This window comes from Xanthomonas vasicola (assembly GCF_000772705.2).
In the GTDB taxonomy this organism is placed as follows: domain Bacteria; phylum Pseudomonadota; class Gammaproteobacteria; order Xanthomonadales; family Xanthomonadaceae; genus Xanthomonas; species Xanthomonas vasicola.
This window is the reverse complement of the sequence record NZ_JSBW02000086.1, coordinates 85,348-106,302: the sequence shown is the minus strand read 5'-3', so window position 1 is coordinate 106,302 and position 20,955 is coordinate 85,348. Positions and strand designations below refer to the sequence as shown.

Genomic DNA, 20,955 nt, shown 5'->3' with positions numbered 1-20,955 from the left:
TCTCCAAAAAAGACAGCGGTGAAGGTGGTAAGACGCGAAACGTGGATCAGGGTGCGGGTTTGGGAACGACGATCTTCAAACCCTTGAAATAATCGCGGAAGAAGCCCTCGTCGCGGGTAATCAACCCGTCGCACTGGAGCATCGCGTGAGCGCCGATCAGAAAGTCGGCCACCACCCGCTCGCGCTTGCCGCCGCGTGCGCGGAAGCGCTTGTTCATATGGCCGGCGCGCACTGCCGCCGCTTCCTGGGTGGCCTCGTAGCGCACGCCGATCGAGGCCAGGGTTTCCATCAGGTCGACCTGGGTGTCGAGCATGGCCAGCACCTCAGCCACCACGGCGTCGCAGACCACCACTTCGTCACGCGCCAACGCGTCGCCGATGCAGATCTCCGACACTTCGCCATAGACCGGGTCGCCGATCAGGATGTCCAGCAGGACCGAGGAATCCAAAGCGATCATTGGTTGACAATCATGGGTCGAACGGGTCTCCGGGGGCACGGCCACGGATGACGCGCATGGCGGCATCGGTGCTGGTCAGGCCATCGACCAGCTTGAACTTGCCGCGCACCTTGCGCAGCGCCTCGCTGACGTCCTTACGCAGGATAATGCGCCCGCCGTCAAGCTCGATCTTCAGGGTGGTGCCCTTGGTCAGGCCCAAGGCATCGCGCACCGCCTTGGGCAGGGTGATCTGTCCGCGTTCGGCAACTGTGGCTTCCATGAGCATGCTCCAGAAAGTATGCGCACATGATACGTACTTGCACTGTCGTACTCAAGTTGGCAGATCGGCTTAGACACACCGTGCGTACACACTGAATCACTCAGAATGAGCGCCTACCTAAAGCCTTCGACGCCATAGGAGTGACGCATGAGCGATTCCTTTTCCACTCGCACCTCGCTTGAGGTCCACGGCAAACGCTATGAGTATTACAGCCTGCCGAAGCTGGGCGAACGCTTCGACATCGGCCACCTGCCCTACTCGATGAAGATCCTGCTGGAGAACCTGCTCCGGCACGAAGACGGCGGTGTCACCGTCGGCAAGGACCACATCGAAGCAGTCGCCAAGTGGGACCCGAAGGCCGAGCCCGATATCGAAATCGCCTTCATGCCGGCGCGCGTGGTGCTGCAGGATTTCACCGGCGTGCCCTGCGTGGTCGACCTGGCGGCGATGCGCGATGCGGTGGTCAAGCTGGGCGGCAACGCCGACCAGATCAACCCGCAGATTCCCTCCGAACTGGTCATCGACCACTCGGTGCAGGTAGACGTGTTCGGCAAGCCCGACGCGCTCGACCTCAACGGTAAGATCGAATTCCAGCGCAACCAGGAACGTTACGGCTTCCTGCGTTGGGGCCAGAAGGCGTTCGAAAATTTCAAGGTGGTGCCGCCCAACACCGGAATCGTGCACCAAGTGAATCTGGAGAACCTGGCGCGCGTGGTGATGAGCGCGGACAAGGACGGCACCCTGGTCGCCTACCCCGACACCGTGTTCGGCACCGATAGCCATACCACCATGATCAACGGCATCGGCGTGCTGGGCTGGGGCGTCGGCGGCATCGAGGCAGAGGCCGCGATGCTGGGCCAGCCCTCCTCCATGCTGATTCCGCAGGTGGTCGGCTTCAAGCTCAGTGGCAAGCTGCCCGAAGGCGCGACCGCGACCGACCTGGTGCTCACCGTCACTCAGATGCTGCGCAAGGCCGGCGTGGTGGGCAAATTCGTCGAGTTCTACGGTGAAGGCCTGCAACACTTGCCGCTGGCCGACCGCGCCACCATCGGCAACATGGCCCCCGAATACGGTGCCACCTGCGGCATCTTCCCGGTCGACGAAGAATCGCTGACCTACCTGCGCCTGTCCGGCCGCAGCGAGGAGCAGATTGCCCTGGTCGAGGCCTATGCCAAGGCACAAGGGCTGTGGCACGACGCCAATACCCCGCCGGCACAGTACAGCGCCACGCTGGAACTGGACATGGCTGAGGTCAAGCCGTCGCTGGCCGGGCCCAAGCGCCCGCAGGACCGCGTGCTGCTGGAAGACATGCAGTCCAACTATCGCGAAAGCCTCAAGCCGTTCGCCGACGCCCGCAGCAAGAAACTCACCGATCTCAAGCAGGAAGACCGTCTCAAGAACGAAGGTGGCGGCGGCACCGCCGTTGGCGCCAAGGCCTCGCAGGCAGAAAGCGCCAGTGCCAGCGGCGCCGGTCGGCGGCTGCGCGATGGCTCGGTGGTCATCGCCGCAATCACTTCATGCACCAACACCTCCAACCCGGCAGTGATGCTGGGTGCCGGCTTGCTTGCGCGTAATGCGGCAGCCAAGGGCTTGAAGGCGCAGCCGTGGGTCAAGACCTCGCTCGGGCCGGGTTCGCGCGTGGTCACCGATTACCTGAGCAAGGCCGGCGTGCTCGCCGACCTGGAAAAGCTGGGCTTCTACGTGGTCGGCTACGGCTGCACCACTTGCATCGGCAACTCCGGCCCGCTGCCGGAAGACGTGTCCGCGGCCATTGCCAAGGACGATCTGGTGGTGACATCGGTGTTGTCGGGCAACCGCAACTTCGAAGGCCGCGTGCACCCCGAAGTCAAAATGAATTACCTGGCTTCGCCGCCGTTGGTGGTGGCGTATGCCATCGTCGGCACTACCGACATCGACCTCACCACCGAGCCGCTGGGCACCGGCAGCGACGGGCAGCCGGTATACCTACGCGACATCTGGCCGAGCAACAAGGAAATCGGCGACACCATCGCCGCCACCGTCGGCCCGGAGATGTTCAAGCAGAACTACGCCGACGTGTTCAAGGGCGACACGCGCTGGAACACCATCGCCTCGCCCGATGGCGCGCTGTACGAGTGGGACGCCGCCTCGACCTACATCAAGAACCCGCCCTACTTCGACGGCATGACCATGCAGGTGGGCAACGTGGATGACGTGCATAGCGCACGCATCATGGGCCTGTTCGGCGACTCGATCACCACCGACCACATCTCGCCGGCCGGCAACATCAAGAAGGATTCACCGGCGGGCCGCTTCCTGCAGGAACGTGGCGTGCAGCCGGCCGACTTCAACAGCTACGGCAGCCGCCGCGGCAACGACGATGTGATGGTGCGCGGCACCTTCGCCAACATCCGCATCAAGAACCTGATGTTCGGCGGTGAAGAAGGCGGCAACACGCTGTACTACCCCGCCGACGGCGGCCAGCCGGAAAAGCTGGCGATCTACGATGCCGCAATGAAGTACAAGGCCGACGGCGTGCCGCTGGTGGTGCTGGCCGGCAAGGAATACGGCACCGGCTCCTCGCGCGACTGGGCGGCCAAGGGCACCAACCTGCTTGGGGTCAAGGCAGTGATCGCCGAAAGCTTCGAGCGCATCCACCGCTCCAACCTGGTCGGCATGGGCGTGTTACCGCTGCAGTTCCTGGAAAACGAGAACGCACAGACGCTTGGGCTGGATGGCTCGGAAGTGCTGGACATCAGCGGCCTGCAGGACGGCGCCAGCCGCCGTGCCACCGTCGATGCAAAGAAGTCCGACGGCAGCGTCAAGCAGTTCCAGGTCAAGGTGCTGCTGCTGACCCCGAAGGAAGTCGAGTACTTCAAGCACGGCGGTTTGCTGCAATACGTGCTGCGTCAGCTGGCTGCGCGCAAGGCTGCATGATCGCGGCGCGCGTTGTGCATCGCGCTCTGCATCGCGTTCTAAGGATGCAGCACGACTCCCGCCACTCGGCGGGAGTCGTGTTTCAGTCCATCACAACACATCGCGAACACGTCTTGCGAGAAGGTGCCAGGTGATTGCGAATAGCGTGCCTTGCAAATCGGCAAACGCGCTCCACCTCCACGCCAACACCACACATCGGCGTCGCTACAGGCACTGCGCATTTCGGCCGGATGCTCTTCCACGCCAACATGTGTTGGCGCCGAGTATCGGCGACGTGACGAGAGCAGCAAAACCACCATCGCGGTCGACCACGATCACCAATGCCACCATGCGCCCCACAGCTCCGATCGGCGCTTTCAGCCGGTCGACGCGCTTACCGCGCCCTGCCGGCGCCCATTGCGCGTGATACAGCTGCCAGTCGCTGCCCTGCAATCGCCAGCCGGTGGTGACCTGGTAGGTTTGCGCCTGATCAGGCACCCAGCGGCCGTTGCCGCCGGTCAATAGCGCCGTGAGCTGCACCGTGGCAGTGTCGCCGCGAAGCGCCACATCGACCGCCCCCCCGGCCCCATGGTCACACCGATCTGTGCGTTGCCCAGCATCTGCGCCTGCATCAAGCGCCGTAACCCTGCTGCGTCCAGCCCGGTTTCGCCGACAAAGTCCTCGGCCACCGGCGCCATCGCAGTGCCAATCTCGCATGCCTCGATCGCCTGATGCATCTGCTCCAGCGTTGCGCGCGGCTGTTGTTCCGGCGCCGCACGCGTGCACCCGAGCAAGGCCAGCATGCAAAACCCCACGCAAACCACATGCCACCGCGCTTGAATGCTGCTCTGCATCACGCTTCGCCTTTTCCATCCATGACGGTATGCTGCCAGCGGTTGTAACGCCGTGGAACACGCTGCGGCGCGTCGAAAACACCCTGGAGGGGGGCAGATGAATCAGGCACGACCTTGGTTGCAAAGTTATCCGGCCGGCGTTGCCGCCGAAATCGATCTTGAGCAGTTCCGCACGGTGGCCGAGGTGTTCGCCACCTCGGTAAAACGCTTTGCCGACCGGCCTGCGTATCACAGCTTCGGCAAAACCATCACTTACCGCGAAGCGAATCAGCTGGTCGAGCAATTCGCTGCCTACCTGCTTGGCGAACTGCAGTTGAAGAAGGGCGACCGCGTCGCCTTGATGATGCCCAACTGCCTGCAATATCCAATCGCGACCTTCGGCGTACTGCGTGCCGGCCTGACCGTGGTAAACGTCAATCCGCTGTATACCCCGCGCGAACTCAAGCATCAGTTGATCGACTCCGGCGCCAGCGTGCTGGTGGTCATCGACAACTTCGGCACCACCGTGCAGCAGGTCATTGCCGACACGCCCGTCAAACAAGTCATCACCACCGGCCTGGGCGACATGCTGAGCTTCCCGAAAGCGGCGGTGGTGAACTTCGTGGTCAAGTACGTCAAGAAGTTGGTGCCGGATTACCGCATCAACGGCGCGATCCGCTTTCGCGATGCGTTGGCACTGGGCCGCAAGCACAACGTGCCGACGCTGCAGATCGAGCCCGACGACATCGCCTTCCTGCAATACACCGGCGGCACTACCGGCGTGGCCAAGGGCGCGATGCTGACCCACCGCAATCTGGTCGCCAACATGCAGCAGGCGCACCAGTGGCTATCGGGCACCGGCAAGCTGGAAGAAGGCAACGAAGTGGTGATCACCGCGCTGCCGCTGTACCACATCTTTGCATTGACCGCGAACGGCCTGGTCTTCATGAAGATCGGCGGCTGCAATCACTTGATCAGCAACCCGCGCGACATGCCAGGCTTCGTCAAGGAATTGAAGAAGACCCGCTTCACGGCATTCACTGGCGTCAACACGCTGTTCAACGGTCTGCTCAACACGCCCGGTTTCGATCAAATCGATTTCTCCTCGCTCAAGATGACCCTCGGCGGCGGCATGGCCGTGCAGCGCTCGGTCGCCGAGCGCTGGAAGAAGGTCACCGGCCTCACCTTGGTCGAAGCCTACGGCCTGACCGAAACCTCGCCGGCCGCGTGCATCAACCCGATGGACTTGAAGGACTACAACGGCTCGATCGGCTTGCCGATTCCGTCCACCGATGCCTGCCTCAAGGACGACGCCGGCGCGGAACTGCCGCTCGGCGAAATCGGCGAGCTCTGCATCAGGGGCCCGCAAGTGATGAAGGGCTACTGGAAGAAGCCCGACGAAACCGCCAAGGTCATGGACGCTGAAGGTTGGTTGCATACCGGCGACATCGCGCGGATGGACGCGCAAGGCTTCGTTTACATCGTCGATCGCAAGAAGGACATGATTCTGGTGTCCGGCTTCAACGTGTACCCCAACGAAATCGAGGACGTGATCGCCGAAATGCCGGGCGTGCTGGAAGTAGCAGCCGTGGGCATGCCGGACGAGAAATCCGGCGAGATCGTCAAGGCGGTCATCGTAAAGAAGGATCCGGCTCTGACCGCAGACGATGTGAAGGCGCATTGCCGCGCCAACCTGACCGGCTACAAGCAGCCGCGCGTGATCGAATTCCGCAAGGAGTTGCTCAAGACAAACGTCGGCAAGATCCTGCGCCGCGAGTTGCGGGTTGCGCCGAAGACGTAATACAGTTATACCGCAGACCAAAGGCATTCAGCCTTCACCGACGCCCGCAATGCCGCAAGGCCTTGCGGGCGTTCGCTTTTACACGCATAGAATCCAGTGTCGGCGCACGCTCACGCGTTCAACCTTATCTCCGTCCGAAAGGCGGCCGGCCGGACGGTCATCACGGAGACCATCATGTCTGCAGTTCAACCCTTTATTCGCACCAACATCGGCTCGACCCTACGCATCGTCGAAGAACCGCAGCGTGACGTGTACTGGATCCATATGCATGCCGACCTTGCCATCAACCCGGGGCGTGCCTGCTTTTCGACGCGCTTGGTCGATGACATCACCGGCTACCAGACCAACCTTGGTCAACGCCTGAACAACGCTGACGTGCTGGCTCCGCATGTGGTGCTGGCATCCGACAGCGACGTCTTCAACCTGGGCGGCGATCTGGCGTTGTTCTGTCAACTCATTCGCGAAGGCGACCGTGCTCGACTGCTTAATTACGCCCAACGCTGTGTACGCGGTGTGCACGCATTCCATGTCGGCCTCGGCGCGCGCGCGCACAGCGTCGCGCTGGTGCAGGGCAACGCGCTCGGCGGCGGATTCGAAGCGGCATTGAGCTGCCACACCATCGTCGCCGAGGAAGGGGTGATGATGGGATTGCCCGAAGTGCTGTTCGACCTGTTCCCCGGGATGGGCGCCTACTCTTTCATGTGCCAGCGCGTCAGTGCGCAATTGGCGCAAAAAATCATGCTCGAAGGCAATCTGTACTCCGCCGAGGAGCTGCTTAGCATGGGCCTGGTCGATCGCGTCGTGCCCCGCGGTCAGGGCGTGGCGGCCGTCGAACAAGTGATCCGCGAAAGCAAGCGCACACCGCATGCCTGGGCGGCGATGCAGCAAGTACGCCAAATGACCACGGCGGTACCGCTGGACGAGATGATGCGCATCACCGAAATCTGGGTCGATACGGCGATGCAGTTGGGCGAAAAGTCATTGCGCACCATGGACCGTCTGGTTCGTGCGCAATCGCGTCGCTCAGGGCTTGACGCCGGCTGATGCGTCGGCAGGCTATTCGCGGCTCCGGGGGGAGCGCTCGTCGTCGTTGGCACCTTGTGCGCGCGCGGCGAGTGCATCCTTTCCGGCCTGCAGCTGTTCGCGTAACGCCGACAGCCGCTGTCGCCATTCGGCCTGCAGCTGCCAATCGGCCATGCGCATCAGCTCACCGCCGCTGCCGGCCAGCTGGGCCAGGCCCAAATTGCTGGCAACACCGCGCAATGCGTGAGCGCTCTCGCGCAGTTGCTCCCAATCCGAGCGCGTGCCATCGCGCTCGATCGCACCCACGCAGTTGTGCGCATCATCCAGACATTGCCGGACGAACTGACATTCGAATTCTTCGCCCATGCCCAACGCAGCGAGTTCGTCCAGCACGCTGGCATCGAGTACGCCCTCGAAACTGGTCGAGGCCTGCACCACCGTCGCCGACGTCGCCAGTGCACGGGTGCTCACAGCAAGTTCGGCCAGCGTATCGAGCAGCTTGGCGGCCACGACGGGCTTGGCCAAAAACGCACGGGCACCGGCCTGCTCGCACGCGCGGATCGCCTCCGGTGTGACATCGGCACTGAGCACCACCACCGGGGTGTAACGCATGCCGCTGGCCTGCATCACGCGCAGCTGCTTGAGCATGTCAAGGCCGTTCATGCCCGGCATGTGCAGATCCACGATCACCGCATCGAAATCCTCGTCGGCCATCGCGTCCAGCACCTGCTCGGCGCCGTTGACACACATCACCTTATGCCCTGCCTTCTCCAGCAATCGCTGCAACACCATGCGATTGGCTTCATGGTCGTCGGCCACCAGCATGCGCATGCTGCGCACGCGCGCGCGATGACGCAGGAACGGGTTGGAAAAGGCAATGACGTTGGAGGTTTCCAGCTCGTCGGGCGTCTCCAGCAGCGCGCCGACCGGCGTGCGCGTCGGCGCGGCCTTCTCCAGTACGCCGATCTCCAGCGGCAACTCGAACCAGAATACGCTGCCGCCGGATGGATTGGGCGCAAAGCCAATCGCGCCGCCCATGGTCTCGACCAAGCCCTTGGCGATCGTGGTCCCCAGGCCGGTGCCTTCATAGCGGCGCGACAAACCCACGTCCGCCTGCTCGAACGCCTCGAACAGGCGCGGACGCATGTCCGTCGGCACGCCGATGCCGCTGTCCTCGACATCGAAACGCAGACGCACCGTCTCGGCACCATTGCCGGAGACCCGCGCGACCCGCAGCAGCACATGTCCGTGCTCGGTGAACTTGACCGCATTGCCCAGCAGGTTGAGCAACACCTGGCGCAGATGGCCAGTGTCGCCCTTGAGCAGGTCAGGCACGTCGGTGGCGACCTCGGTGCCGTAATCCAGTCCGCGCACCTTGGCCTGAGGCTGCAGGATCATGTTGACCGAGCCGATCAGGTCACGCAGCGAGAAATCGCGGCGATCAATACGGATCTTGCCCGCCTCGATCGCAGAAATATCGAGCACTTCTTCCACCAGCGACAGCAGGCTGCGCGCCGAGGCCTGGATGGTATTCAGGCATTCCTTCTGCTCCGCATCCAGACGCGTGGTTGCCAGCACTTCGGTCATGCCCGACAACCCGTTCAACGGGGTGCGGAATTCGTGACTCATATTGGCCAGGAAGCGGCTCTTGGCCTGGTTGGCATGCCGCGCCTCGCGGACCGCGCGCGTCATCGCACGCAACAACGAATCGAAGTACAGCGGCACGGCGATCAAACCCAGCAACAAGCCCCAACTTAGATAGGGGTTGGCCTTCCAGTAAGGCGAAATCAGGATGGCACTGAGAAAACTCAGGCTGGCCATCCCCGTGGCGGCACGTAGATAAGGACTGCCATAACGCAAGCCATTGCCGATGGTCACCCACATGCAGACCGCATACAGCGGCGATGCCGGTTCGCCCTGTATCGCAATGATCGCGCCGATGCAGGTGTAGTCGAGCACCATGCCGATCAGGCGCCGGGTGTGCGACACCTGCGGCCGCAGCAGGATCGCCACCATCAGCCCCAGCGACACCACCAGCTCGCCGACCAGGATCAACCAGGTGGCCATCACCGTGTCGCCGTGGGTGTGCTGATAGCGCCATCCCAGGTACGAAATGAACAGAGTGGTGATGATGATGCGGATCAGATTCTGCGCGTGTTCCGAATCTGCTCGCCCTGACAGGCGCCGCTTCCACCATGGCAATGGAGACTTCATAGACGTCTCAGACGCGCTTTCGCGTCAATAGGTTGGGATCCTTCCGTGGCTGCGACGCAGCGTCGATATCTGCCGCGGGCGTCGACCCGGTCATTGCCTGGTCCCGCTCGCGCAGCGTACGCAACAATGACATAGGAACCATGATCAGCGCACCCAGGAGCGCGACCCCCAAGCCAAGCTGGCCCTGCCAATACGTGCTGTTGGCAAGCGTCGTGCCGAAGCTGAGCATGGCCATGGCAACAGCGGTATGCAGCGCCTCGCTGCCAAAGCGCAACCCGTTGCCGATCGTGATCCAGAGCAACACGACATACAGACAGGCCATCGGTGCGCCCATCCAGGTCATTGCCAGCCCGATCAAGCCGTAGTCGGCGAGCATCCCGAGTGTACGCCGCAGATGCGAGCGCTGTGGGTTTGCCACAATCCAGCAAAAGATCAGCAACGCTGTCGCCTGACCGATCGCGATCAGGCAGGACAGCTGCTGCAGCTGGCGCCCGGAGACCGGCCAGCGGGGAGCGCAGATCAGCGTGTAGATCAGGATCAGCAGGATCAGCGCGATGCGCACCAGCGCTTGGCCATGCTCGCTGTCGGTGCGCCTGACGAGGCGATCACGCAGCTGGCCAAGCGCCCTTTTCATCTCACACTCCGGGTCGCGCCGATGCGGTGGAGAACTCGCCGCAGATCTGGTCCAGCTGTGCACGGCCGCGCAACAGCGCATCCACGCAGCGCGGGTCGAACAGACGGCCGCGTTGGGCATACAGATAGGCCAGCGCGGCGTCCATGGTCCAGGCTTCCTTGTAGGGGCGCTGCGACAGCAGCGCGTCGAACACGTCGGCTACCGCCACGATGCGCGCTTCCAGCGGAATCGCCTCACCGACCAGGCCATCCGGATAACCGGTGCCGTCATAACGTTCGTGGTGACGCAGCGCGATCAAAGCGCCGATCTGGATGAAGCGGTTCTGGCTGCCGCTGAGCAACTCGTAGCCAATGCGCGGATGGCGTTTCATCACGCTCATCTCGTCGTCGGTGAGTTTGCCCGGCTTGAGCAACACTGAATCGGGAATGGCGATCTTGCCCATGTCGTGCAGCGGGGCGGCCATCTCGATGATGCGCACCTCGTCTTCCGACAACCCCAGCTGCTCGGCAATCAGGCCGGCCACATGCGACATGCGTTCCAGAAACGCACTGGTGCCCGAATCGCGGTACTCGATCGCGCGCGCCAAGCGTGACAAGGTTTCGCGCTCGCGCTCTTCTACCTCATTCATGCTGGCCAGCAGGCGCTGTTCCAGCGACAAGGCGCGTTGTTTGACGCTCTCGCTCTGCTGGCGCAACTGCAGCAGGTTGGAGCAACGCGCGCGCAGCTCGCGCGGGCGGATCGGCTTGACCAGGAAGTCGATCACGCCGGCTTCCAGCGCCGCCTGACGAATCGGTTCGTCGCCGACGATGGTGATCAGGATGATCGGGATATCGCGATGGCTGGGCAGCCGGCGCAGCCGACGTGCGAACTCCAGACCATCCATGCCCGGCATGCGGTAGTCGAGCAGCAATAGATCCACGCGCCCGGCTTCGCACCAGGCCAACGCGTCGAGCGGATCGCCGAAGTCGTAGACCTTGAGCTCCGGCGCAATGTCCTCGATGACGTGGCGCAGCATGGTCCGCGCAGACATCTGGTCATCGACAATGACGATGTTCAATCCCAGATCCGCCTTTTCCGCCCAGCTTCCCCATGTATCCGTCGACAACGCGCCGCCCGGACCCCCTAAAACATCCTGCATAGCCGTTGCTCCTCTATCTCGAGAACGGAAAAGCGATAACGCCGGCGCTGTGCCGACTCCCCCGAACAATACCTTGTTCGAAGCTCCGCCCTAGCATATGCAGTATCTGTGCCGTCGGTACACCGAAGGCGCAAAAAAGTCAGGCTTCCGGACGCATATACGGGAACAGCAGGACATCGCGGATGGAGGTGCTGCCGGTCAACAGCATCACCAGACGATCGATACCGATGCCCAGGCCGCCGGTCGGCGCCATGCCGTACTCCAACGCACGGATGTAATCGGCGTCGAAATGCATCGCTTCGTCGTCGCCACCATCCTTGGCCTGCACCTGCGCCTGGAAGCGTGCGGCCTGATCTTCGGGGTCGTTGAGCTCGGAGAAGCCGTTGGCCAGCTCCTTGCCATTGATGAAGAGCTCGAAGCGGTCGGTATAGCCCGGCTCGGTGTCGCTGGAGCGCGCCAGCGGTGACACTTCGACCGGGTGGTCGGTAATGAAGGTCGGCTGCACCAGCGTGTGTTCGACGGTGGCCTCGAAAATTTCCAGCAGCAGCTTGCCCCAGCCGTAGGAGGGCTTCACGCGGATCTTGAGGCGCTCGCAATGGCGCAGCAGCGCATCGCGATCGGTGCAGTCAGCTGCGCTGATCTCCGGATTGTGGTGACGAACGGCCTCATCCATGCGCCAGCGCCGGAAAGCCGGCGCCAAATCGATGTCCGCGCCATCCCAGCTCACCTGCGTGGTGCCCAACACCGACTGCGCGGTGTCGCGGATCACCTGCTCGGTCAGGTCCATGATCTCGTGGTACGTGGCATAGGCCTCGTAGAGCTCGAGCATGGTGAACTCGGGGTTGTGTCGGGTCGACACGCCTTCGTTGCGGAAATTGCGGTTGATCTCGTAGACGCGCTCCAGGCCGCCGACCACCAGCCGCTTGAGATACAGCTCCGGCGCCACGCGCAGGTACAGATCCAGATCCAGCGCGTTGTGGTGGGTGGTAAACGGCTTGGCGGTCGCGCCGCCGGGGATGTAATGCATCATCGGCGTTTCCACTTCCAGGAAGCGCCGCGCATCCAACCACGCGCGCATGGCGCGGATGATCTTGGAGCGCTTGATGAAGACTTCGCGCGCTTCCGGGCTCACGATCAGGTCGACGTAACGCTGGCGGTAGCGCTGCTCCACGTCCGATAGGCCGTGCCACTTGTCCGGCAGCGGACGCAGCGACTTGGTCAGCAGACGCAGCGCGCTGGCCTTGACCGACAGCTCGCCGGTCTTGGTGCGGGTGAGCCCACCCTCCACCGCCACGATATCGCCGACATCCCAGCCCTTGAAGGCGGTGTAGGCATCGCCCAGCACATTGCCTTGCAGGAACAACTGCACGCGCCCGGATTCGTCCTGGATCTGCGCAAAGCTGGCCTTGCCCATTACCCGCTTGGCCATCAGGCGGCCGGCCATCCTGACCGTGCCCCCGCTGGCTTCCAGCGCTTCCGGGGTCCAGGTGTCGGCGTCGGCGAATTCGGCCTGCAGGTCGCCGGCGAAGTGTTCGCGCACGAAGTCGTTGGGATAGGCGATGCCCTGGCCGCGCAATGCGCCCAGTTTCGCGCGACGCTCGGCGATGAGGCTGTTCTCGTCGGCGGGGGGCTGCGGCACGGGGGTCTGCTCGGTCATGGCGGGAATCGATCTGCTGTGGGTCGGGCGAATGCCCGGTGGGGAATGCGGAACCGGCGACGCCGATCCTCTTTTTACAACGACGGTGTGATGAAGGTACGCGTTATCCGTGTCACCAGAAGCTGCAGTGCATTAACACCGCTGCGTCACGGGTACTGCGGAGCTGCGCCAGGATGCCGTCGCGACGGCCACCTGGCGCGGCGGTCAGGCATCCAGGCGTTTGGAGCCCGCTGCCAGACCGGCCTTCAGGCTGGCCTCGACGAATTCGTCCAGGTCGCCGTCCAGCACTTTCTGCGTATCGCTGCGTTCGATGCCGGTGCGCAGATCCTTGATGCGGCTCTGGTCAAGCACGTAGTTGCGGATCTGGCTGCCCCAGCCGATGTCGGACTTGGTGGCTTCCAGCGCATCGCGCTCGACGTTGCGCTTCTGCACTTCCAGTTCGTACAACTTGGCCGCCAGCATCTTCATCGCGTTGTCGCGGTTCTGGTGCTGGCTGCGGCCGGTCTGGCATGCGACGACCGTATTGGTCGGGATGTGCGTGATACGCACCGCCGATTCGGTCTTGTTGACGTGCTGACCACCGGCGCCGGACGAGCGATACACGTCGGTCCGCAGATCGGCTGGATTGATATCGATCTCGATGTTGTCGTCCACTTCCGGCGACACGAACACCGAGGTGAAACTGGTGTGTCGGCGGTTGTCCGAGTCGAACGGCGACTTGCGCACCAGCCGGTGCACGCCGATCTCGGTCTTCAACCAGCCGTAGGCGTACTCGCCTTCGATGCGGATGGTGGCCGACTTGATGCCCGCCACTTCGCCGCCGGAGACTTCCATCAGCTCGGTCTTCCAGCCACGCGACTCGGCCCAGCGCAGATACATGCGCAGCAGAATTTCGGCCCAGTCCTGCGCCTCGGTGCCGCCAGCGCCGGCCTGGATGTCGACGAACGCGTTGGCGCCGTCCATCTGGCCGGAGAACATGCGCTGGAATTCCAGCTTCTCGACATGGGTCTGGTACTTGTCCAGATCGGCGATCACCGCCACTGCGGTGTCTTCGTCCTGTTCACTCTCGGCCAGCTCCAACAGATCGCCCGCATCGGCCAGGCCCGACAGCACATCGGCAATGCCGATCACGGTCTTTTCCAGCATCGAACGCTCGCGGCCCAGGGCCTGCGCGCGCTCGGCGTCGTTCCACACATCGGGGCTCTCAAGCTCCCGGCTGACTTCTTCTAGACGCTCTTTCTTGACGTCGTAGTCAAAGATACCCCCTGAGCGAGAGCACGCGATCGTTGAGATCGGTGATGCGCTGGCGGATCGGATTGGTTTCGATCATGACGGACTTCCGGCAAACAAGCTGGTTAGTTTAGCAAGCGGGCGGCGGCGGCGAAACGCGGCAAAACTGTGGCCGCGCACGCTGTAGCACCTGTTAGTGCTCGGGTACTCGGCTGGCGTGCTCGACCGCTGGCGCCGCACGCAACCCACCATCGCGCGAGGGTGTCGCAACAGCTGCGACCTGCCACCGGCAAGGGGCTGGGACGAATTTGGGACGGGACGCTGGTCAAATTCGGGACGGGACGCTGGTCACTGCGGGCAGCGCCAGAGCAACGGGCTTACGCCACCAATGCGTCGGTCTTAGGCGCAGCCGCACCCTGCCCTGCATGCGCACGCAAGCCGGCCAGGTGGCTGCGACTGCACGGCAGCACGGTAGCGTCGCGCAGATGCACACGTGCATCGCCGGAATCGACAGGTTCAATCGCTTGCACCTGGCCCAGATTGACCAGATAGCTGCGGTGGATACGCACGAACACGGCCGGATCCAGCTTGGCCTCGATCGCCGCCATGGTGCTACGCAGAGGGTAATCGTGGCCGCGCACATGCAGGTTGACGTAATTGCCCGAGGCCTGGATCCACTCGATATCGGCGGTGGCGACCAGGAAATCGCGTCCCAACTTGCGCACCAGAAATCGCTCCGGGCGATCCAATGGCTCCACTGGCGGGCCATCGTCAGGTGCGGCGAGCAGATGCGCCTCGCCCTGACGGCGTCGTGCGTACCAGGCCAGTGTGTGCTGTACCGCCACCAGCAGCGCAACGGTACGCAGATCCTTGGACAGCTCGTAGACCCACTGCAGCCAGCCGCCGAAATCGTAATGCGCGCCAGCCAGTGCGTAGACCAGCATGCGCAGCACGACCATGCCGGCGACATGCAGCAGCCACCAACCCAGTGCAGCGGCCACATACGCTGGCAAGCGTCGCACCCAGGCATCGGCATGCAGCGGCCAGCGTGCGCAGAGCCACACCACTGCCGGCAACAGTAGAAGCGCAGCCGTGGCGCTACTCAATTCCCAGCTCAGCACCTGCCACACCACGATAGGCTGGCCATCGCGGCGCGCGGCAAGGCAGGAAGTCCAGACGTTGCCTAGTGCACTCAGGTAGAACACCAGCGACCAGATCACCACGGCCCAGCGTGTGGCAGCGCGGCCGGCCCTGTCGTGGATAGTTGGCGGGCGCGACTCGGTCGATTGCATTGCATACGTCCGCAGTTGGCAGATGCCGATCATAGAGGCCTGCGCTACGTGGCGAAACCGCCATCCCTGCCGTCCCCATTCGTCCCTGGGCGGGCACCACTGGTCACTGCGGGCCGGGGTTTCCACCCCTGACACCCCCGGTGGAGCGGGCCGCTGGGCAGGATGCATCCACTCCTCCACCAGCCGCCGACCATGACCGAGCGCCGCCACGATATCGATGCCTTGCGCGTCTTCGCCTTCGCCCTGCTGATCCTCTACCACGTGGGCAGGCCTATGTGGCCGACTGGGATTTCCACCTCAAAAGTGTGCACACCGCCGAGTGGTTGCAGTGGCCGATGATCGTGCTCAATCGCTGGCGGATGCCGTTGTTGTTCATGATCTCCGGCATCGCGATCGGCTTGTCGCAGCCGCAGGCCACGCCGTGGCGCTTCGCGTTGCGTCGCTGCGGGCGGTTGCTGCCGCCATTGCTGTTCGGCATGTTCGTGGTGGTGTCGGTACAGGCCTATTGCCAGGGCGTGAGCAACGGCAAGGTCGCCACCGGCTTCGGCAGTTTCCTGCTGCGTTACTGGCAGGTGCGCCCATGGCCTGCCGGCAGCTTCGATGGCTGGGAGCACGGCATCACCTGGAATCATTTGTGGTACCTGGCGTACCTGCTGCCCTACACCGTCGTTTTGATGGCGCTGGTATCACTGAGCAAGCTGCTACGGCTGCCGGTCTTCCCGCGGCTTCCCTCTTCAGTGGTCGTGCCGGCCTTGCTGGTGCTGCCGATCCTGTGGGAAGCGTTCTGCGTGATGTGGGTGATGCCGCGTCATCCACCGACCCATGCATTGGTCGGCGACTGGTTTGTGCATGCCGAATCCTTCCCACTCTTTCTATTGGGCTATCTCTTGGCGCGCAAGGAGCGCTTCTGGCAATTGGCCATGCAACTGCGCTGGCTCACCTTGGTCAGCGCAGTGCTGGCTATCACGACCGAATTGGGCATTCGCTATGTGGGCATGCACGTGCAACCCGCGCAGGTACCGCAGGCACTGGCCGCGCTGCCATGGGAAACGCTGGAACACGCCGCACGCGCCGCTTACACCTGGCTGGCGCTACTGACCCTGCTGGGCTGGGCGAAGCAGCGGTTGAACCGCCCGTTCCGCTGGCTGCCGTATTGCACCGAAGCGGTATTCCCCTGGTACATCCTGCATCAGAGCCTGATCATCGTGGCGCTGTACTGGCTGATGCCGTTGCAGTTGAACGCCTGGCTGGAACCGGCGCTGGTGATCGCCGCCACGGTGATCGGCTGTCTGGCGCTGCATGAGTATGTGATCCGGCGCGTGCGCTGGCTGCGGCCGCTGTTCGGCTTGCGTGGGCGCACGCATGCTGTGCCGCGCCAACTCGGTGGTGCAACGGCTGCATGATGACTTGCTTGCGAGCGCACGTGGCTAGCCAACGTGCGATTCACTGGACGGCACATCAAACAGCAACGCGAGTGCGCGCCGGATCTATGCTTTCGGAACCACCCTGCGCCCCGCCCTGCTTGCCGCCCCGCCTTACTCACGCCTCTCGTCGCCTTCGCCGATCCCGTGACCGGGATCAGTTTCGATCACGACGACTGGACCATTGCTTGCGACAACACCCGCACCTGCCGCGCCGCCGGATATCAGCCCGATGAAGGTGAGCACTTGCCGGTGTCGGTGCTGCTGAGCCGCAAGGCCGGCGCCGGCCAAGCAGTGACGGCGGAGTTGATGCTTGGTCAGTACGACGAGATCAAGATGCCGGCATCGCTGAGGCTGCGGATCGATCAATGCGATCTAGGCAAGCTGGCGCTGGATCGCAGCAAGGGCACTGCGCCCCTGAGTGACGCGCAGGTTGCCGCACTGCTGACTGCCCTCCGCGGCAGCAGCACGATTGTGGCGGTAGGAAACGATGGCCGCCGCTGGCAGCTGTCCGACCGCGGCGCTTCGACAGTGCGGCTGAAGATGGACGAATTCCAGGGCCGGTTGGGCACGCGTGGCGCGTTGGTGCGCAAAGGTGATCGCGACGAGACCAAGGTGTTGCCTGCTGTGCCGGCGCCGCAAGTGCGCGCGGTCAAACTCCCCGCAGCGCAGGCCAGCGATGCACGCATTGGCACATTGCCCGCGCTGTTTCAGGCCCTGCGCGCCAGCTTGCCGGCCGATGAGGAATGCAAAGGACAAGCCGGCGATGCGCAAGAACCATTGACCGTCGCCCGGCTCGGCAACGACAAGCTTCTGGTCTCCACCGATTGCGGGATGGGCGCGTACAACGTCGGCACCGGTTTCTGGCTCGTCGATGCACGCGCGCCATTCGCGCCGACCCTGGTGACCACGCACGCCAGCGACATCGATGGTTCCACCTTGCTGTCGTCGCAAAAAGGCCGCGGCCTGGGCGATTGCTACAGCGCGGCCAGTTGGACCTGGGATGGCCGCCGTTTTGTGCCGACCTCCAAATCCACCTCGGGCCTGTGCCGGCTGGTGGCTGCCGGCGGCGCGTGGGAGCTGCCGACCTTGGTGACCGAGGTCAAACAGTCGCCTTGATCGAAGCGAAGACAGTGCATGCCTGCGCTGTTTTGCGAAAAGAGCAGTCAAGTTGGTTGGCGTGTAGAGCTTTCAATAAAGCAAGCAGCAACGCGCTGTTCCCGGTCTCGACACGACACCAGCCAACTGTCTGGTGCGGTGTCCTTGCCGATTGCGGGACCGTTGACGGCATGGATCCCGCCATCGAGCCTCCAGGGACGGGTTTATGGCGTGTCCCGCGAGCGGTGAGGGCATCGCGCACTCGACCAACGCGGCTTGGAACGATCGAGATGGCGCGAAGTACGAGGAACAAGAACTAGCGACTACACAAAGCCCGCGGTCAACTCGTGACTGTCGCCGGCTCGCAATGCTCGACGATCAACTGCACTGCCGTACCGCCGCGATAGTCGTCGGCGACCAGCCGATACGCCAGCCGCACCGAGCGCGCGGGTTCGCTGCCGCGCCAGCCGTTGAAGTGGATGGCATTGAGCGGCTCGGCGCGTCCGGCGCACCGCAGGGTCAATTTGAGGTGGCGCTCCTTGAGCACGCGGTGCTGCAGCACCTCAAACTGACCATCGAATAACGGCTCGGGAAAACCCTGCCCCCACGGCCCGGCCACGCGTAGCGCTTCGGCGTGCACGTGATCGAGTTCGTGCGCGGCCAGTTCGCCGTCGCTGTGCAATTCGGCGTGCAGCAGCGAAGCGTCCACCATCGCCATGACCTGCGCATGGAAGGCCTGCCCGAACGTGGCCAACGCCGCATGATCGATGCTCAACCCGGCTGCCATCGCATGGCCGCCGAACCTCTGGATCAACCCGGGATGCCGCGCGTCCACGGCCGCCAGCACATCGCGGATATGCAGGCCAGGAATCGACCGCGCCGAGCCACGCAACTGACTGCTGCCCGGCTCGGCCGGTGCCAGCGCGATCACCGGACGATGCAGGCGGTCTTTGAGTTTGGATGCCACCAGACCGATCACGCCCGGGTGCCATTCGGCATCGAACAGGCATGCAGCCATCGGCAATGCGCCGTCCGCATCCAGCACCACCTTGGTAACGGCTTGCTCGGCATCGTCGGTCATCAACTGCTGCACCGCGCGGCGCTCGGCATTGATTTCTTCCAGCGTGCCGGCGATCTCGCGCGCCTGGCTCCAGTCTTCGCTGAGCAACAGTTCGATGCCCAGCGCCATGTCTTCGAGCCGGCCGGCCGCGTTCAACCGCGGCCCCAACGCAAACCCGATATCGCTGGCGCTCAGTCTCGCCACATCACGGCCGCTGGCATCGATCAAGGCGCGCAACCCGATGCAGCCCTTGCCCTCGCGCAGACGACGCAGGCCAGCCGACACCAGCGCACGATTATTGGTGTCCAGCGGCACCAGATCGGCGACGGTGCCGACTGCGACCAGATCCAGCAACACCGACAGATCCGGTTCGACGCGTTCTGCAAACGCACCGCGTGCACGCAACGCTTTTCGCAGCGCCAACAACACGTAAAAGATCACCCCGACCCCGGCCAGCGTCTTGCTCGGGAAGGTGTCTTCGGCCAGATTCGGGTCGACGATCGCGTCGGCCGGCGGTAACACCTCGCCAGGCAGATGGTGGTCGGTGACCAACACTGTCCAGCCGCGCGCCTTGGCTGCGGCCACGCCGGCATGGCAAGCGATGCCGTGATCGACGGTGACCAGCACGTCCGGCTGCAACGCGGCCAGTTCGTCGACCAACGCAGGCGACAAGCCATAGCCGTGCACCATGCGATTGGGCACCGCGTGATGGACGTCCAGCGCGCCGAGCATGCGCAAGCCGCGCACACCGACTGCGCAAGCGGTTGCACCATCGCAATCGAAATCGCCGACCACCAGAATGCGTCGCTGCTGCGCGATCGCATCGGCCAGCAGCTCGGCGGCCACGCCACTGTTGTGCAATAGCTCGGGCGACAGCAACTGGCCCAGTCGCGGCTGTGCGCCTTGTGCGTCGGTGACGCCGCGCGCGGCATAGATGCGGCGCAGCAGCGGCAACATGGTATCGGGCCAACTGCCGGCCTGCCCGGACGGGCGCCGGACGATCCGTGGACTCGACGTCATTGCGCCAGCTGTACCCGCGGCTTGCGCCAGAAACGCCAGCGCTGTGCATGCGTGAGCGACACGCTTTCACCGTCCTGGAAATCCAGCACCAGCCGATCCAGTTCGCCGCGCGCCATCGCCGCAAGAAGCGGTGCCACCGCATCGTCGCTGACCTGCTGCAGCGAACGCAGATGACGCAGATCCACCAGCGCATCGACGCGTTGTTCGCCCTGCGCGTCGGCACCTGCCGCCAACGCCAACGCACGCAGCAGCGATTCGCGGCTGCGCACCTGGCGATGCGGCGAAGTCACCGCATGCGGCAGCACACCGCCACCCCAGAACCACAAGGAATTGATCGCCGGCTTGCCGCTGGCCACGCGACCTTCGTTCCAGGGATGCTGATGCAGCAGCACCTGCGCTTCGGTCAGCAGGGCACGCCAGCGGCGGCCGCTGTCGCCGGCCGGCAGATGCTCGAACAGGTCGTCGCCGATCGCGACATCCGGCGGCGCGAACTCCGGCAATTTCGCATCCGGCGACAGGCGCAGATACCAGCGCGATGGCGTGGGCGCATCCAGCAGAAATCCCGCATCGCCGAACATCGGCTTGAGAATCGGCAGCAGCACCGCCAGATCCTCGGCAGTGGGGCCGAGCGCCTCGCCGTAGCCCATCAACCGCGCGCCCTGCATGTCCGGCACCACATAGGCCGGGTCGGCGCGCACCCAGGTGGCGCCGGCGGCATCGCCGGCATCCAGTTGCCGGGTCAACGCCGCCACCGGCCAATGCGATGGCGTCAGGCTGAAATGGCGCTGCAATTGCGCCACTTCGCCGGCATCGGCAGTGTGCTGGTCGGCGCGCGCAAGCGCACGCGCCACCGCCGTCTCGCCCAGGGTCCCGGGCAATCGACGTTTTTCCGGCAGCAGCAGCGTTGCAGTGGTCATCGCGCG

The 20,955-nt window shown here is 63.8% G+C and carries 14 protein-coding genes and 2 pseudogenes; 5 read left to right on the top strand and 11 right to left on the bottom strand.

Translation table 11 applies throughout. The annotated features are described in order from the left end of the window. Positions 1 to 46: 46 nt before the first annotated feature. Together NX05_RS19505 and NX05_RS19500 are read right to left on the bottom strand one after the other, a co-directional pair. Complete coding sequence (locus tag NX05_RS19505) at positions 47 to 457, bottom strand: type II toxin-antitoxin system VapC family toxin (protein WP_003486318.1); 411 nt, start codon at positions 455 to 457, stop codon at positions 47 to 49. 10 nt (positions 458 to 467) lie between these two features. Continuing rightward, positions 468 to 716 carry an AbrB/MazE/SpoVT family DNA-binding domain-containing protein gene (locus NX05_RS19500; RefSeq protein WP_003486316.1) on the bottom strand — a complete coding sequence of 83 codons (249 nt, stop codon included), beginning with the start codon at positions 714 to 716 and terminating at the stop codon, positions 468 to 470. Between the two features lie 147 nt (positions 717 to 863). On the opposite strand from NX05_RS19500, the gene acnA reads away from it, so the two are divergent. Further along, positions 864 to 3,632: an aconitate hydratase AcnA gene (acnA, locus tag NX05_RS19495; RefSeq protein ID WP_039435141.1), complete on the top strand. Its 2,769-nt coding sequence runs from the start codon at positions 864 to 866 to the stop codon at positions 3,630 to 3,632. Between the two features lie 378 nt (positions 3,633 to 4,010). Here acnA and NX05_RS19490 read toward each other — a convergent pair. Further along, positions 4,011 to 4,465 (bottom strand): annotated as a pseudogene (locus tag NX05_RS19490) (hypothetical protein); the annotation flags it as partial. Positions 4,466 to 4,562: 97 nt separating this feature from the next. Between NX05_RS19490 and rpfB the strand changes: the two are divergent. Next, positions 4,563 to 6,245, top strand: coding sequence for a fatty acyl-CoA ligase RpfB (gene rpfB / locus NX05_RS19485; RefSeq protein WP_039435143.1), 1,683 nt, complete (start codon positions 4,563 to 4,565; stop codon positions 6,243 to 6,245). 174 nt (positions 6,246 to 6,419) lie between these two features. Continuing rightward, positions 6,420 to 7,289 carry a diffusible signal factor synthase RpfF gene (gene rpfF, locus NX05_RS19480; RefSeq protein WP_039435147.1) on the top strand — a complete coding sequence of 290 codons (870 nt, stop codon included), beginning with the start codon at positions 6,420 to 6,422 and terminating at the stop codon, positions 7,287 to 7,289. Positions 7,290 to 7,301: 12 nt separating this feature from the next. Here the strand turns inward: rpfF and rpfC are convergent, their stop codons facing one another. The 6 genes from rpfC to NX05_RS19450 form a co-directional block, all read right to left on the bottom strand. Continuing rightward, complete coding sequence (gene rpfC, locus NX05_RS19475) at positions 7,302 to 9,482, bottom strand: sensor histidine kinase RpfC (protein WP_039435150.1); 2,181 nt, start codon at positions 9,480 to 9,482, stop codon at positions 7,302 to 7,304. A 7-nt stretch (positions 9,483 to 9,489) separates the two neighbouring features. After that, positions 9,490 to 10,116: a hypothetical protein gene (locus NX05_RS19470; RefSeq protein ID WP_039435153.1), complete on the bottom strand. Its 627-nt coding sequence runs from the start codon at positions 10,114 to 10,116 to the stop codon at positions 9,490 to 9,492. Position 10,117: 1 nt separating this feature from the next. Further along, the gene (gene rpfG, locus NX05_RS19465) at positions 10,118 to 11,254 is read right to left on the bottom strand and encodes a cyclic di-GMP phosphodiesterase response regulator RpfG (RefSeq protein WP_039435156.1); all 1,137 of its coding nucleotides are present in this window, start codon (positions 11,252 to 11,254) and stop codon (positions 10,118 to 10,120) included. Between the two features lie 139 nt (positions 11,255 to 11,393). Then, positions 11,394 to 12,911, bottom strand: coding sequence for a lysine--tRNA ligase (lysS, locus tag NX05_RS19460; RefSeq protein ID WP_039435158.1), 1,518 nt, complete (start codon positions 12,909 to 12,911; stop codon positions 11,394 to 11,396). Between the two features lie 204 nt (positions 12,912 to 13,115). Beyond that, a protein-coding gene (gene prfB, locus NX05_RS19455) for a peptide chain release factor 2 (protein WP_097370619.1) occupies positions 13,116 to 14,241 on the bottom strand; the annotation gives its coding sequence in 2 pieces (ribosomal slippage) (positions 13,116 to 14,165 and positions 14,167 to 14,241; 1,125 coding nt in all). Between the two features lie 277 nt (positions 14,242 to 14,518). Continuing rightward, positions 14,519 to 15,466 (bottom strand): LytTR family DNA-binding domain-containing protein, encoded by a 948-nt coding sequence (locus NX05_RS19450; protein ID WP_039435160.1) that lies wholly within the window; start codon positions 15,464 to 15,466, stop codon positions 14,519 to 14,521. 159 nt (positions 15,467 to 15,625) lie between these two features. Between NX05_RS19450 and NX05_RS19445 the strand changes: the two are divergent. Together NX05_RS19445 and NX05_RS19440 are read left to right on the top strand one after the other, a co-directional pair. Next, positions 15,626 to 16,836 (top strand): annotated as a pseudogene (locus NX05_RS19445) (acyltransferase family protein). Between the two features lie 165 nt (positions 16,837 to 17,001). Next, positions 17,002 to 17,973, top strand: coding sequence for a DUF1176 domain-containing protein (locus tag NX05_RS19440; RefSeq protein ID WP_052239635.1), 972 nt, complete (start codon positions 17,002 to 17,004; stop codon positions 17,971 to 17,973). Between the two features lie 319 nt (positions 17,974 to 18,292). Here the strand turns inward: NX05_RS19440 and recJ are convergent, their stop codons facing one another. Continuing rightward, positions 18,293 to 20,032, bottom strand: coding sequence for a single-stranded-DNA-specific exonuclease RecJ (gene recJ / locus NX05_RS19435; RefSeq protein ID WP_039435164.1), 1,740 nt, complete (start codon positions 20,030 to 20,032; stop codon positions 18,293 to 18,295). Next, entirely contained in the window at positions 20,029 to 20,949 is a 921-nt protein-coding gene (locus NX05_RS19430) for a phosphoglycerate mutase (protein WP_039435166.1), read from the bottom strand. Before NX05_RS19430 ends, recJ begins: the two co-directional genes overlap by 4 nt. Between the last annotated feature and the right edge of the window lie 6 nt (positions 20,950 to 20,955).

Bases quoted from the DNA above. Each gene is read 5' to 3' on its own strand.
- NX05_RS19505 (WP_003486318.1), bottom strand. From the start codon at position 457: ATGATCGCTTTGGATTCCTCGGTCCTGCTGGACATCCTGATCGGCGAC.
- NX05_RS19500 (WP_003486316.1), bottom strand. From the start codon at position 716: ATGGAAGCCACAGTTGCCGAACGCGGACAGATCACCCTGCCCAAGGCG.
- acnA (WP_039435141.1), top strand. From the start codon at position 864: ATGAGCGATTCCTTTTCCACTCGCACCTCGCTTGAGGTCCACGGCAAA.
- rpfB (WP_039435143.1), top strand. From the start codon at position 4,563: ATGAATCAGGCACGACCTTGGTTGCAAAGTTATCCGGCCGGCGTTGCC.
- rpfF (WP_039435147.1), top strand. From the start codon at position 6,420: ATGTCTGCAGTTCAACCCTTTATTCGCACCAACATCGGCTCGACCCTA.
- rpfC (WP_039435150.1), bottom strand. From the start codon at position 9,482: ATGAAGTCTCCATTGCCATGGTGGAAGCGGCGCCTGTCAGGGCGAGCA.
- NX05_RS19470 (WP_039435153.1), bottom strand. From the start codon at position 10,116: ATGAAAAGGGCGCTTGGCCAGCTGCGTGATCGCCTCGTCAGGCGCACC.
- rpfG (WP_039435156.1), bottom strand. From the start codon at position 11,254: ATGCAGGATGTTTTAGGGGGTCCGGGCGGCGCGTTGTCGACGGATACA.
- lysS (WP_039435158.1), bottom strand. From the start codon at position 12,911: ATGACCGAGCAGACCCCCGTGCCGCAGCCCCCCGCCGACGAGAACAGC.
- NX05_RS19450 (WP_039435160.1), bottom strand. From the start codon at position 15,466: ATGATCGGCATCTGCCAACTGCGGACGTATGCAATGCAATCGACCGAG.
- recJ (WP_039435164.1), bottom strand. From the start codon at position 20,032: ATGACGTCGAGTCCACGGATCGTCCGGCGCCCGTCCGGGCAGGCCGGC.
- NX05_RS19430 (WP_039435166.1), bottom strand. From the start codon at position 20,949: ATGACCACTGCAACGCTGCTGCTGCCGGAAAAACGTCGATTGCCCGGG.